The following is a 14,083-nucleotide window of genomic DNA, read 5'->3' as shown; positions in this document are numbered from 1 at the left end:
GAATCGATGCAAAATCAAGGCTCTGATCACGCGGGCAAGGAGGCGGGATGTCGACGTCGAACCAGTCGAATGCGGCGGCCGTACGCGCGTTTCGCGTGCTGGAAACGCTGGCCGAAGCGGGCGGCCCGCTGTCGATGACGGAACTCGTCAACGCGCTCGGCCTGCCCAAGCAGACCGTGCACCGCATCCTCGTGCAATTGATGGACGCATGGCTCGTCACCCGCGGCGCGGGCGACCGTCTGTACGAATGCTCGCCGCGCGTGCGGATGCTGGCCGTCAACGTGCTGATGCACGCGGGACCGGCCGCCGCGCGTCACGTGCTGCTCGAACAGCTGGTGGCGAAGATCGGCGAGACCTGCAACCTGACCATGCTGTCCGGCAACGACGTGGTGTACGTCGATCGCGTGGAAACCGAATGGCCGTTACGCATGCATCTGCAGCCGGGCTCGCACGTGCCGCTGCATTGCTCGGCGAGCGGCAAGCTGCTGCTGAGTTTTCTGCCGAAGGAACGGCGCGAGCGGATGATCGAAACGCTGCCGTTGCGTGGCTATTCCGAACGCACCATCACCGACCGCGACGCGTTGCGCAAGGAACTGATCACCACGCGGCGGCGCCTGCTCGCGATCAACAATCAGGAGCATCTGCAAGGGCTGATCGCGATCGCGGTGCCGGTAATGCTGGACCGCAACCGCGCCTGCGCGGCGATCGCGGTGCAGGCGCCGGTGGGCCGCGTCGCGCTCGACGATCTGCTCGCCTTCGTGCCGGATCTGCGGCACGCAGCGGAAGAGACCGCGAAAACGTTTCGCGCCTGAACGCGCTGCACGCCTGACTGAACGCCTGACTGAACGCCTCACCGCACGCCTCACCGCACGCCGTTCAGCGCGCGTGCACCACCGAATCGAACGCCCCCGCCCGCCTGCGTTCGATCGCCCGCACCGACAACGCCGACACCAGCGCTGAAAACAGCACATACCCGCACACCGTCCACGGACTGCCGCCGTTGAAGCGGATCAGGATCGTCGCGACGATCGGCGTGAGCCCGCTCGCGAAGATGCCCGAGAACTGATACACGAACGAGATGCCCGTATAGCGGACCTCCGCGTCGAACAGCTCGGCGAACAGCGCGGCCTCCGGGCCGTACACCATCGCGTAGAAAATGCCGAACGGGATCACCACGGCGCTCCAGACCACCAGCGTGTGGACCGGCTGCATTTCCATCAGCCAGAACGCGGGGAACACCGAGATGCCGCAGATCAGCGAGCCCCAGAAGTACACGCGGGCCCGGCCGATCCTGTCCGACAGACTGCCGAACAGCGGAATGAAAAAGCACATCACGCCGGCCGCGATCATCACGCCGAGCAATGCGTCGGTGCGGCTCATCGACACGCGCTGCGTCAGGTAGCCGATCAGGAACACCGCGAAGATATTGAAGAACACGCCGTCGATATAGCGTGCGCCCATGCCGAGCACCACCGCGCTGCGATAGCGCGTGATCATGTCGACGAACGGAATCTTCGCTTCGCGGCGGTTGCGTTTGAGCGCGAGAAACTCCGGCGTCTCCATCACCTTGGAGCGGATGTACAAACCGATCAGCACGAGCCCCAGCGACGCGCCGAACGCGATCCGCCAGCCCCACGACAGAAACGCCGTCTCGGGCAGCAGGCGCGACAGACTCGCGACCATGCCCGAGGCGAGGCACAGCCCGATCGACAGGCCGATCTGCGGCAGGCTCGCATACAGGCCGCGCTTTTCCGGCGGCGCGTATTCGTAGGCCATCAGCACCGCACCGCCCCATTCGCCGCCGAGGCCGATGCCTTGCAGCACGCGCAGCGACAGCAGCAGGATCGGCGCGGCGATGCCGATCTGCGCGTAGGTCGGCACGAACGCGACGCCCGCGGTCGAAATGCCCATGATGATCAGCGTCAGGATCAGCGCCGACTTGCGGCCGATCTTGTCGCCGAAGTGACCGAACAGCACTCCGCCGAGCGGTCGCGTCACGAAGCCGACCGCGAAGGTCGAATAGGCGAGCAGCGTCGACACCAGCGGATCGTCGGCGGGGAAATAGAGCTTGTTGAAGACGATGCCGGCCACCACGCCGTACAGGAAAAAGTCATACCATTCGACGGTTGCGCCGATCACGCTGGCGAATGCAACGCGCCGGATAGCGCGGGGATCGATTGCCATAGCCGCAGCTCCTCAATGGACCGCCGGTTCGCCGGTGCGCACGATCTTCGACCTTCGACCTTCGACGTGACGCGAGTCGAGAGTCGCGAGTCATGAGTCATGAATCGTGCGCACCGGCGGCCCGGCGAAAACCCCAGTTGTCTCCTCCGGGGCGATGGTTGGCAGCGCGCGTTCGCCGCGATAGGCCGTGACGTGACATGGCGGACGCGCAACTGCGTTTGGTGCGGCGGATCGCGGCCGCCGCTGTTTTGCGATGCTCTCTCCTGCGTTTGCCTGACTGCGTGTTGCGTTGTTGGTGCACTCGTTGCTAAGCCGCCACCTTCGCCGGCGCGACCGGTGCGGCCGCCACGCCTCGATCGGCGTCGCGCGCATCGTCGAGAATCAGATCCGACGCCCGCTCCGCCACCATCACGATCGGCACGTTCGTGTTGCCCGACACCAGCGTCGGCATGATCGAACAGTCGACCACGCGCAAACCCTGCGTGCCGTACACGCGCAAACGCTCGTCGACCACCGCGAGCGGATCGCTCGCCGGCCCCATCTTCGCTGTACCAGACGGATGGAAAATTGTCTGTCCGTATTCGCGGCAGAACTCCAGCAATTCGTCGTCGGTCTGCGCGTCGGCGCCGGGACGCACCTCGCGCTTCATCAGCGCGGCCATCGGTGCGGCGGCCGCGACGCGGCGCGCGAAGCGCACGCCGGCGACGGTCGTGCGCCGGTCGAGATCGGTGTCGAGATAATTCGGCTGGATCGACGGCGCCTCGCGCGCCTCGGCGCTGCGGATACGCACCGTGCCGCGCGATTCGGGCCGTAACTGGCAGATCGAATACGTGCAGCCGGGAAACGCGTGCACGTCGCCGCCCGCGGAATCCGCCGACAGCGTCGAGAAATGGAACTGGATATCCGGTGTCGCGGATTCGCCGGGCAACGCGCGGCAGAACATGCCGCCCTGGTTGATGCCGACCGCGAGCGGGCCGCTGCGCAGCAACGCCCATTGCAGACCCATCTTCGCGCGGCCGGTCCAGGAACGCAGTTGATCGTTGGTCGTGATCGGCTTGCCGACTTCATAGATCAGACGGATCTGCAGATGGTCCTGCAGGTTTTCGCCGACACCCGGGCGATGGGCCACCACCGGAATGCCGTACTCGCGCAGCAGCGCGGCCGGGCCCACGCCCGACAATTGCAGCAGTTGCGGCGACTGCAATGCGCCGGCCGTCAGGATCACTTCGCGCTCGGCCCGCACTTCACGCAGTTCGCCGTGCTGGCGGTATTGCACGCCGCGGGCGCGGGTACCGTCGAAGAGAATCTTTTCGGCCATCGCGTCCGTTTCGACATGCAGGTTTTTACGCTGCCGCGCGGGCTTCAGATAAGCGACCGCCGTCGAACAGCGAAAGCCGCGCCGGGTGGTCAACTGGTAGTAGCCGACGCCTTCCTGGTCGCCGGTATTGAAGTCGTCGATGGTTGCCACGCCTAACGAATTGGACGCCGCGATAAACGCATCGACGAGTTCGTGCCGCTGCTTGATGGTGGATGCCCACAACGGTCCATCGACGCCGCGCGTCGGGCCCGCGCCCAGTTCGTTGTGTTCGAGCCGGCGGAAATACGGCAGGCAGTCGTTCCAGCTCCAGCCGCGATTGCCGAGTTTCGCCCAGTGGTCGTAGTCGTCGCGCTGGCCGCGCACGTAGATCAGTCCGTTGATCGAGCTGCTGCCGCCGAGCGTGCGGCCGCGCGGCCAGTAAAGACGGCGGTTGTGCATGTTCGGATCGGGATCGGTATGGAAGCCCCAGTTGTAGACCGGGTGAAACATCGTCTTGCCGTAGCCGATCGGAATGTGAATCCACATGTAGCGGTCCGCCGGACCCGCTTCGAGCAGACAGACCGAATAGCGGCCGCCTTCGGAGAGCCGGTTGGCGAGCACGCAACCCGCCGAACCCGCACCGACGATCACGAAGTCAAATCGGTCTGCCATGTCCTTGTCTCCATCTTATGCAATGCAGCAATGGCGCTGCTCTTATCGAACGTCTTTAAAAACCGGTACGTTTCGTTGAAATTTATGTTCAGCCGGTTTCTTGTTCAAGCAATTCCCGCTAAGATCGGCGCATGTGAAACAGAAACACGTTGTCCCGTTTCAGTTTCGCTCGCGCTTCACGCGCTTTACGCGTTTCACGCTGGTTTCACCCCGTCACCCTGCCCGCGCAACGTACGCGGATGCCGGCATCTCATCGATCGACAGCAAGGAAGCGTATGCAGGCACCGCGCCCGTCCCCACGCAATGAAACGCTCGCCGACGATTCACGCTCGCTGCGCGCGCTCGCGGTTCTCGAACAACTGGCCGCCGCCGGCCAACCCTCTTCGCTGTCGCAACTCTCGCTGCGCCTGCACATTCCCAAGGCCACGCTGATGCGTCTGATCGAATCGCTCGAGGCGCAGGGCTATGTCACGCATCTGCCGGATTCGCGCGGCGCCGATCGCGGCATCGCCCTGGGGCCGAAGGCGGCGCAACTCGCGCTGACCACGCTCGCCAACAACACCTTCGGCCGTGCATGCCGGTCGCTGCTGCGCTCGCTGGTGGACGCGCTCGGCGAGACCTGCAACCTGACCGCGCTCGATCGCGACACGGTGCTGTATCTGGAGCGCGTGGAAACCACCGAGCCGCTGCGTCTGCATCTGCAGCCCGGCACGCGCGTGCCGCTGCACTGCACCGCGAGCGGCAAGCTGTTCCTGTCGCAGATGCCGGCGGTCGAACGCCGTCAGGTGCTGGCGCGGCTCACGCTCGAACGCAAGACGCAGAGCACGCTGACCGAGATGAATCTGCTGGAGGCCGAACTGGACCGGCTGTCGGTGCGCGGCGTCGGCATCGACAACGAGGAACTGGTGCGGGGGATGGTGGCGGTCGCCGTGCCGGTGCGCGACACGAGCGGCACGCATGTGCTGGCCGCGCTGGCGATTCATGCGCCCACCGCGCGCGCGAGTCTCGGCGATCTGCTGAAGACCGTGCCGCGCCTGAAGGAAGCGGCGCAGCAACTCACGCCGCTGCTGTCCGTTTCGATGATGCCGACGACGACGGAGGCCGCGCATCATGGGCGCTGAACGTTCCGCCGCGCGGTCCAACGGCTCGCGTCATGGCACCGGCCAGGACCCCGATAAGAGCCCGAAACCCGCGCTGTACAATGACGCCGACCCATTTTCCGGAACGGCAGGCATGACCAAGGCGGATACTCCGACGCTGCGCGCGTTCGCATTGCTCGAACACCTCGTGAACACCGACGGCCCGGTGTCGCTCGCCGATATCGCGCAGGACGTCGCGCTGCCCAAGGCCTCGCTGCATCGCATGCTGGCCTCGCTCGAAGCGGGCGGCCTCGTGATCCGGGAGCCGGGCCAGAAGAACGGCTATGTGATCGGGCCGCGCCTCGCGCAACTCGCGTTGGGCGTGGTCATGCATTCGGGCCCGCGGCGGCTGCGCCACGCGATCCTCGCGCGGCTGGTGGCGGACCTCGGCGAGACCTGCAATCTGACGATGCTGCACGAAACCGAGGTGCTGTATCTGGACCGGATGGAAGCGCCGTGGCCGCTGCGCCTCGACCTCAAGCCCGGCTCACGCGTGCCGGCCTATTGCAGTGCGAGCGGCAAGCTATTGCTCTCGATGCTGCCGCGCGACCAGCGTGCGGCGCTGGTGCGCGCGTTGAAGCTCGAACGCTTCACGCAGAACACCATCACCGATCCCGAGTTGCTCGAAGCGGAACTCGATCGCACCGCGCACAAGCGCATCGCGATCGACAACGAAGAGTTCCTCGCGGGCATCGTGTGCGTGGCGGCGCCGGTGGTCGATGAAAACGGCACCTGTATCGCGGCGATCGCGGTACATGCGCCGGTGTCGCGTGCGCCGCTGTCGCGGGCGCTCGACTTCGTGCCGCGTCTTCAGGAAGCGGCACGAGAACTCGCGAAGACGTTCTGAGGGAGCGGCCGCCAGCGCCTCGCGGCCGCCACGACATCGCGCGTTGCGCCCTCAACTCCCGGCCGGCTGCTGCCGGCGCACCAGCCCCGCCAGCAGCCTCACGCCCTCGTCGATCCGCTCGAGCCTGATCGCCGAGAACCCCATCCGGAAGCAGGGCTTGCGCTCCGTGCCGTCCATGAAGAACACCTCCCCGAGTTCGATCAGGATGCCGTGCGCTTCGGCATCGGCGGCGAGACGTTCCGTGTCGAGCCATGCCGGCAGTTCCACCCAGCACGACGCCCCGCCTGTCACCGGCAGATAGCGGGCTTCGGGCAGATAGGCATCGAGCGCGGCCATCAGCGCCAGCGCGCGCTCGCGGTATGCAAACGCCAGCCGGCGCAGCAGCGCATCGTGATGACCCAGCGATAGAAAAGTCGCGAACGCACGCTGGATATATGCGGCCGGGTGCCGCACCATCAGCCGCCGCAACGCGCGCAATTCACGCACCAGTTCGCGTGGTCCGACGATATAGCCGAGCCGCAGACCCGGCGCGAACGTCTTCGACAGGCTGCCGATATAGATCACGCGATCGGCGCTATCCAGGCTCTTCAACGCCGGATGCGGCGCGCCCGAAAAATTGTTCTCGCTCTCGTAGTCGTCTTCGATCAGCACGAAATCGTGCTGCTGCGCGAGTTCCAGCAACGCGTGACGGCGCTCGATCGGCATGGTGGCCGTGGTCGGACACTGGTGGCTCGGCGTCACGTACACGTAGTCGCATTGCGCGAGGCGCGCCGCATCCTCGACCGGACGCACGCCGCCCGCATCCACCGGCAGGGGCACGAGCCGCGCGTTGCGGTTCTCGAAGATGTTGCGCGCGTCCGGATAGCCGGGATTCTCGAAACCCACCGTGGTGCGCTCGCGCACCAGCAGATCCGCAATCAGATACAGCGCCTGCTGACACCCGATCGTGATCACGATCTCCTCCGGCATCGCGAATACGCCACGGCGCGGCAGCACGCGGGTGCGGATCTGCTCGATCAGCGTGTCGTCGTCGCGGCCGATCAGGTCCGGCGCCCAGTTGCGGATCTCCATCACGGAGAGCGCCTTCATGCAGCACTCGCGCCAGTCGTTGGTGGGGAACAGCGTCTGATCGAATTGTCCGTAGATAAACGGGTAATCGTAGTTCTGCCAGTTACCCGGCTTGACGATGTTGCGCTGCGCCGACGGCGGCCGCTGCACGCGCTGCGCCCAGTCGGGGCGCGCGTGCGTGGCGGCATCTTCCTGCGGCGCGGCGCTCTGGCCCGCCGCGAAGCCGTGCCGCCCTTCCAGCATCGCCGGATTGACGAAGTGGCCGCTGCGTTCGCGCGAGATCAGATAGCCCTCTTCCACCAGCTGCTGATAGGCCAGCACCACCGTATTGCGCGCGACGCTCAATTGATCGGCCAGTTCGCGGCTCGACGGCAGCGCGGTCCGCGGCGCCAGCTGGCCGTCGAGAATCGCGGCCACCAGCATGCGGCGGATCTGCCCTTGCAGGCTCATGGTCGAGTCGCCCGGACGCTGAAAACGCTGCGTCCACAGGGCCGTCGCGGTACGGCTGGACATGCTTCCTCCTCGGGTGAACCGGTCGTGGACCGGTGATGGATCGTGATTCGTGGACTGCTCGTGGGCCAGCCAACGGCGAATGTGGACTCAACGATCGCCGCCGTCTGGCACTAACTCGCACCATTTTTTACTGACGATACTCGACTCACCCCATCGAACGCGATTGGGACAAGCACCGGCCGTACCCGCTACCCGCCTTCTCAACCTGCTCAGAGACCTATTATGAAACGCCATAAAAACTCGACCTCCAGGCCCTGGTTCCAGCGCGCGGCACGTGCCGCGCTGTCCTTGATGTGCGTGCTCGCGACAAGCCTGGCGGCCACGCCCAGCCATGCCCAGGACAGCGACAAGGAAATCACCATCGCGTACCAGCAGATCGTCGACCCATGGGTGGTCGGCATCGCCAACGGGTCGATCGAAAAGGCCACCGGCTACAAGATCAACTGGCGGCAATTCGAATCGGGCGCGAAGGTCGCCACCGCGCTCGCGTCCGGCGACGTCAAGGTCGGCGTGATCGGTTCGAGCCCGCTCGCGGCGGCGGTCAGCCAGGGGCTCGATCTGCAGCTCTTCTGGATTCTCGACAACATCAACCAGGCCGAGGCGATGGTGGTGCGCAACGGCGCCGGCATCACGAAACCCGCCGATCTGAAGGGCAAGACGATCGGCGTGCCGTTCGTGTCGACGACCCACTATCACACGATGTTCGCGCTGCAGCACTGGGGCATCGATCCGTCCAGCGTGAAGATCCTGAACATGCAGCCGAACCAGATCGTCGCGGCATGGGAGCGCGGCGACATCGACGCGGCCTATGTGTGGAACCCCGCGCTCGCCGAACTGAAGAAAAGCGGCAAGGTGCTGATCACGTCGGGCGACCTGTCGAAACTCGGCAAGCCGACCTTCGACGGGATCGCGGTGGACCGCCAATGGGGCGAGGCGCACAAGGACTTCATGGCGAAGCTCGTGAAGGCGATCGCCGATGCCGATCAGCAATACCGCAGCAATCCGTCGCAATGGAACGCGGGTTCGCCGCAGGCGGCGGCGATCGCGAAGATGATCGGCGGCACGCCCGCCGACGTGCCCGACTCGTTGTCGCTGTACGCGTTCCCGAGCCTGCAGGAACAGGCGTCCGCGCAATGGCTCGGCGGCGGCGCGTCGAGCCGCGCGGCGCTCGCGCTGAAGGACACCTCGGAATTCCTGAAGAGCCAGAAGCAGATCGGCACGGTGCTGCCCGATTACTCGAAGTTCGTCACGCCGGCTTATGCGGAGGCGGCCGCGAAGCTCAAATGATGGCGGTTGCCCGCGGCGGCGCGAGTCGCGGCATCGACCCCATTCACGCATTTCCCCGCGTACCGCACGCATCGGAATCAGGAGGCAAGATGGAAAACATGACAATCCGGAACGTCAGCGTGACGTTCCCAGGGCGGCGGCCGGGCCAGACCGTGCAGGCGCTCGACGACATCAACCTGAGCATCCGCTCCGGCGACTTCGTGGTGGCGCTCGGCGCTTCGGGCTGCGGCAAGACCACCCTGCTCTCGCTGATGGCCGGCTTCATCGCGCCGACCCAGGGCGAGCTGCTGCTCGGCGGCGAACCGATCGCCGGACCCGGCGCGGACCGCGGCGTGGTGTTCCAGAAGCATGCACTGCTGCCATGGCTGAACGTGCTCGATAACGCCGAATTCGGTCTCAAGCTGCAAGGCGTGCCGCGCGCGCAGCGGCGCGACATCGCGGCACGCAACCTCGCCCTGGTCGGCTTGCAGGACTTCCACAAGCACATGATCTATCAGCTCTCGGGCGGCATGCAGCAACGCGTCGGGATTGCCCGCGCGCTGACCTGCGACCCGGCGATGCTGCTGATGGACGAACCGATGGCCGCGCTCGACGCGCTGACCCGCGAAACGATTCAGGAACTGCTGCTCGACGTCTGGAAGAAGACCAATAAGATGTTCTTCTTCATCACGCACAGCGTCGAGGAGGCGCTGTTTCTGGCGAGCCGCCTGATCGTGATGTCGCCGCGGCCGGGCCGCATCACCCACACCTACGAGCTGGATTTCAACCGCCGCTTTCTCGACACGCGCGACGCGCGGGCGATCAAATCGAGTCCCGACTTCATCGCCATGCGCGAACGCGTCCTCAACATCATTTACGGCGACGAGAAACTGCACGGCGCCGAAGCCGGAGTCGCGCATGTTTAGTTCCAAAGCCCATCCCGCCACCGCCCCCACCGCCTCAGTGACGCAGGCGGGCGAGGCCGTGCTGCCCCGCGAGGCCGCGCCCATGGACAGCAATACGTCGCTCGAACCGCCACGCCGGCCCGGCCGCAAACACCGCGTGCTGGCCAAGAAACCCGCCCGCCCCGGCGACACCTTCGGCGTACCCGGCCAGGGCAGCAGCGCGGCCACCAGCCTGATTACCGTGGCGGCCTTCATCGCACTGTGGTTCGCGGCGACCAACCTGCACTGGATCAAGCCGCTGTTCCTGCCGTCGCCGCAAGCGGTGTACGCGAAATTCCTGTCGGTGGCCACCGACGGTTTCGCCAATTCGACGCTCGCCGAACATACGGCGATCAGCCTGATGCGCGTGTTCGGCGCCTTCGCGCTCGCCTGCGTGACCGCGATTCCGGTCGGCGTGATGATGGGCGTGTCGCGCTTCGCGCGCGGCGCGTTCGATCCACCGATCGAGTTCTACCGGCCGCTGCCGCCGCTCGCGTATCTGCCCTTGATCATCATCTGGTTCGGCATCGGCGAGTTTTCGAAAATCCTGCTGATCTATCTCGCGATCTTCGCGCCGCTCGCGATCGCGGCGCGCGCCGGGGTGCGCTCGGTGTCGATCGAACAGATTCACGCCGCGTACTCGATGGGCGCCTCGCGCACCCAGGTCGTGCTGTACGTGATCCTGAAGTCGGCGTTGCCGGAGATCTTCACCGGCATGCGGATCGGCATCGGCGTCGGCTGGACCACGCTGGTGGCCGCCGAAATGGTCGCCTCCACGCGCGGCCTCGGCTTCATGGTGCTCAACGCGGCCGAGTTCCTGGCGAGCGACGTCGTGATCATGGGGATCATCGTGATCGGCTTCTTCGCGCTCTGTTTCGATCTGCTGATGCGCTACCTCGAACGCGTGCTGGTGCCGTGGAAGGGTCGCGTCTGACGAACCGCATATCGGAACGTTTTGGTACAAAACGTTCCACTTACTGACTTTCCCGTTGACGCTCCGAAACGCGTCACCTACATTTTTAGCACCAGGCATTTTTCGGTACTTTTCGTTCCATTTATCTTAAAGAGCTGGAGACACCCCCATGAGCGAGCAGAATCCTTCCCCGCGTGAAACCAGCGCCGACCAGCGCGCCAGCGGCCCGCAAGCCATGACGCCGTCCGAGGCCTTCGTCGAAACGCTGGCCGCCAACGGCGTGACCGACATGTTCGGCATCATGGGTTCCGCCTTCATGGACGCGATGGACATCTTCGCGCCGGCCGGCATTCGTCTGATTCCCGTGGTGCACGAACAAGGCGCCGGTCACATGGCCGACGGCTATTCGCGCGTGTCGGGCCGTCACGGCGTGGTGATCGGCCAGAACGGGCCCGGCATCAGCAACTGCGTGACGGCGATCGCGGCCGCTTACTGGGCGCATAGCCCGGTGGTGATCGTGACGCCGGAAGCCGGCACCATGGGCATCGGCCTGGGCGGTTTCCAGGAAGCCAAACAACTGCCGATGTTCCAGGAATTCACCAAATACCAGGGCCACGTCACGCATCCGGCGCGGATGGCCGAATTCACCGGCCGCTGCTTCGACCGCGCGATGGCCGAAATGGGCCCGACGCAACTGAACATTCCGCGTGACTATTTCTACGGTCAGGTGAAGGTCGAGATTCCGCAACCGCAGCGGCTCGATCGCGGCGCGGGCGGCGACCAGCGTCTTGACGAAGCCGCCGAACTGCTGGCGCAGGCTAAATTCCCGGTGATCATCTCGGGCGGCGGCGTGGTGATGGCGGACGCCGTCGAGGAATGCAAGGCGCTCGCCGAGCGGCTCGGCGCGCCGGTGGTCAACAGCTACCTGCACAACGACTCGTTCCCCGCGAATCATCCGCTGTGGTGCGGGCCGCTCGGCTATCAAGGCTCGAAAGCCGCGATGAAACTGCTGTCGCGCGCCGACGTGGTGATCGCGCTCGGTTCGCGGCTCGGACCGTTCGGCACGCTGCCGCAGCACGGCATGGACTACTGGCCAGGCAACGCGAAGATCATCCAGATCGACGCGGATCACAAGATGCTCGGCCTCGTGAAGAAGATCTCGGTCGGCATCTGCGGCGACGCGAAAGCGGCCGCCATTGCGCTGACCCAGCGCCTCGCCGATCGCAAGATCGCCTGCGACGCCACGCGCGACGAACGCGCCGGCCAGATCGCCGCGGAAAAAGCCGCATGGGAGAAAGAGCTCGACGAATGGACCCACGAGCGCGATCCGTACAGCCTCGACATGATCGAGGAACAGAAGCAGGAACGCACGCCGAACGGCGGCACTTATCTGCATCCGCGTCAGGTGCTGCGCGAACTGGAAAAGGCGATGCCGGAAGACGTGATGGTCTCGACCGATATCGGCAACATCAACTCGGTGTCGAACAGCTATCTGCGCTTCAACAAGCCGCGCAGCTTCTTCGCGGCGATGAGCTGGGGCAATTGCGGCTACGCGTTCCCGACCATCATCGGCGCGAAGGTGGCCGCGCCGCACCGTCCGGCCATTTCGTATGCGGGCGACGGCGCGTGGGGCATGAGCATGATGGAGACCATGACCTGCGTGCGCCACAACATTCCGGTCACGGCCGTGGTGTTCCATAACCGTCAGTGGGGCGCGGAGAAGAAGAACCAGGTGGACTTCTACAACCGTCGTTTCGTCGCCGGCGAGCTCGACAACCAGAGCTTCGCGGCGATCGCGAAGGCGATGGGCGCCGAGGGCATCGTGGTGGACCGGCTCGAAGACGTCGGCCCGGCCCTGAAGCGTGCGATCGATCTGCAGATGAATCACGGCAAGACCACGATCATCGAGATCATGTGCACCCGCGAACTCGGCGATCCGTTCCGCCGCGACGCGTTGTCCAAGCCCGTGCGCATGCTCGACAAGTACAAGGACTACGTGTGAGCGCGATGCGCGTGCTGTGATGAAGCGCCGGGGGCGCCGCGAACCATTTCGTTCGCGGCGCCCTCTTTCCGTAGCTTGCGGTTCTCGCCACCGGGCATTGTCATGAAAGCCATTCACCGCATCATCGATCAGGCGCGTAGCGCGCCGATGCGCATCGTCCTGAGCGAGGCCGAAGACGAGCGCGTGCTGCGGGCCGCGCAGCGCGCGAGCCGCGAAGGCGTCGCGCGAATTCTGCTGGTGGGTGACGCCGCGCGCATTCGCGACGCCGCCGCGCAATTCGACATCGATCTGACCGGCATGGCGCTGATCGATCCGCTTGCCCCGTCCGACCCGTCCGATCCGGTTGCTTCGACCCGTCTCGCGCGTTACGCCGACGAACTGGTCGCGCTGCGCGCCAGCAAGGGCATGACGCTCGAGCTGGCCCGCGAGGAAGTCGTCAAGCCGCTGTGCTTCGCGAACCTGATGGTGCATCTCGGCGACGCGGACGGTTCCGTCTCCGGCGCGGTCCACACGAGCGCCGACGTGGTGCGCACCGCGTTGCAGGTGATCGGCATCGCGCCGTCGTTCAAGCTGGTGTCGAGCTTCTTCCTGATGATGCTCTGCGAGCCGTTCCACACGATGAAGGGCGGCCTGATCTTCTCCGACTGCGCGCTGGTGGTCGAACCCGACGCCGCGCAACTCGCCGAGATCGCGATCGCGGCGGCCGACAGCGCGCGCAGCCTGCTGATGGACGAACCGCGCGTGGCGATGCTGTCGTTTTCGACCAGCGGCAGCGCGCATCACGCGGCGGTCGACAAGGTGGTCGATGCCACGCATCTCGTGCAGCAACGCCGCCCGCATCTGATGATCGACGGCGACGTGCAGCTCGACGCCGCGATCGTCTCCGAAATCGCGCTGCGCAAGGTCAAGCATTCGCAGATCGAGGGACACGCGAATGTGCTGGTGTTTCCGAGTCTGGAAGCGGGCAACATCGGCTACAAGCTCGCGGAGCGGATCGGTCGCGCGAAGGCGATCGGGCCGCTGCTGCAAGGTTTGCGCAAACCGGCGAACGATCTGTCGCGGGGTTGCGACGCGGACGATATCTACTACGTGATCGCCGTGACGGCGGTGCAGGCGCAGGCGGTGCATGCACACGACAGCGCGCATGACAGCCCGCACACCAGCGCGCATCGCGACACGCATGCGGCGACATCGTCCGGCGTCTGATCGATTCTCGATCGTTCGCTAGAAGGCCTTGT

General features: G+C 65.5%; 11 protein-coding genes. 8 read left to right on the top strand and 3 right to left on the bottom strand.

Features of this window, described 5'->3' with window-relative positions:
• Positions 1–47 precede the first annotated feature (47 nt).
• Positions 48–812, top strand: coding sequence for an IclR family transcriptional regulator (locus LFL96_RS09220; RefSeq protein ID WP_281000387.1), 765 nt, complete (start codon positions 48–50; stop codon positions 810–812).
• Between the two features lie 64 nt (positions 813–876).
• On the opposite strand, the gene LFL96_RS09215 is transcribed toward LFL96_RS09220, so the two are convergent.
• Positions 877–2,184 (bottom strand): MFS transporter, encoded by a 1,308-nt coding sequence (locus tag LFL96_RS09215; protein ID WP_281000385.1) that lies wholly within the window; start codon positions 2,182–2,184, stop codon positions 877–879.
• A 307-nt stretch (positions 2,185–2,491) separates the two neighbouring features.
• Positions 2,492–4,153: a choline dehydrogenase gene (locus LFL96_RS09210; RefSeq protein WP_281000383.1), complete on the bottom strand. Its 1,662-nt coding sequence runs from the start codon at positions 4,151–4,153 to the stop codon at positions 2,492–2,494.
• Between the two features lie 275 nt (positions 4,154–4,428).
• On the opposite strand from LFL96_RS09210, the gene LFL96_RS09205 reads away from it, so the two are divergent.
• Positions 4,429–5,274 (top strand): IclR family transcriptional regulator, encoded by an 846-nt coding sequence (locus tag LFL96_RS09205; protein ID WP_281000381.1) that lies wholly within the window; start codon positions 4,429–4,431, stop codon positions 5,272–5,274.
• A gap of 112 nt (positions 5,275–5,386) precedes the next feature.
• Positions 5,387–6,139, top strand: coding sequence for an IclR family transcriptional regulator (locus tag LFL96_RS09200; protein WP_281000379.1), 753 nt, complete (start codon positions 5,387–5,389; stop codon positions 6,137–6,139).
• A 51-nt stretch (positions 6,140–6,190) separates the two neighbouring features.
• Here LFL96_RS09200 and LFL96_RS09195 read toward each other — a convergent pair whose 3' ends face one another.
• Complete coding sequence (locus LFL96_RS09195; protein WP_281000378.1) at positions 6,191–7,720, bottom strand: PLP-dependent aminotransferase family protein; 1,530 nt, start codon at positions 7,718–7,720, stop codon at positions 6,191–6,193.
• Positions 7,721–7,942: 222 nt separating this feature from the next.
• Between LFL96_RS09195 and tauA the strand changes: the two genes are divergently transcribed.
• The 5 genes from tauA (at position 7,943) to pta (ending at position 14,051) form a co-directional block, all read left to right on the top strand.
• A complete protein-coding gene (gene tauA / locus LFL96_RS09190; protein WP_281000375.1) occupies positions 7,943–9,007 on the top strand; it encodes a taurine ABC transporter substrate-binding protein in 1,065 nt (354 codons plus the stop codon).
• A gap of 89 nt (positions 9,008–9,096) precedes the next feature.
• Positions 9,097–9,912, top strand: a complete 816-nt coding sequence (locus LFL96_RS09185) for a taurine ABC transporter ATP-binding protein (protein WP_281000373.1) — start codon at positions 9,097–9,099, stop codon at positions 9,910–9,912.
• A gap of 82 nt (positions 9,913–9,994) precedes the next feature.
• Positions 9,995–10,864, top strand: coding sequence for an ABC transporter permease subunit (locus LFL96_RS09180; protein ID WP_281000652.1), 870 nt, complete (start codon positions 9,995–9,997; stop codon positions 10,862–10,864).
• A 148-nt stretch (positions 10,865–11,012) separates the two neighbouring features.
• On the top strand, positions 11,013–12,845 hold the full coding sequence (gene xsc / locus LFL96_RS09175) for a sulfoacetaldehyde acetyltransferase (RefSeq protein ID WP_281000371.1): 1,833 nt from the start codon (positions 11,013–11,015) through the stop codon (positions 12,843–12,845).
• A gap of 102 nt (positions 12,846–12,947) precedes the next feature.
• Complete coding sequence (gene pta / locus LFL96_RS09170; protein WP_281000369.1) at positions 12,948–14,051, top strand: phosphate acetyltransferase; 1,104 nt, start codon at positions 12,948–12,950, stop codon at positions 14,049–14,051.
• The last annotated feature ends 32 nt before the right edge of the window (positions 14,052–14,083 follow it).

It is taken from the genome of Paraburkholderia sp. D15 (assembly GCF_029910215.1).
Lineage (GTDB): Bacteria > Pseudomonadota > Gammaproteobacteria > Burkholderiales > Burkholderiaceae > Paraburkholderia.
Note: the sequence above shows the minus strand (reverse complement) of the source record. Positions and strands in the feature narration are given on the sequence as shown.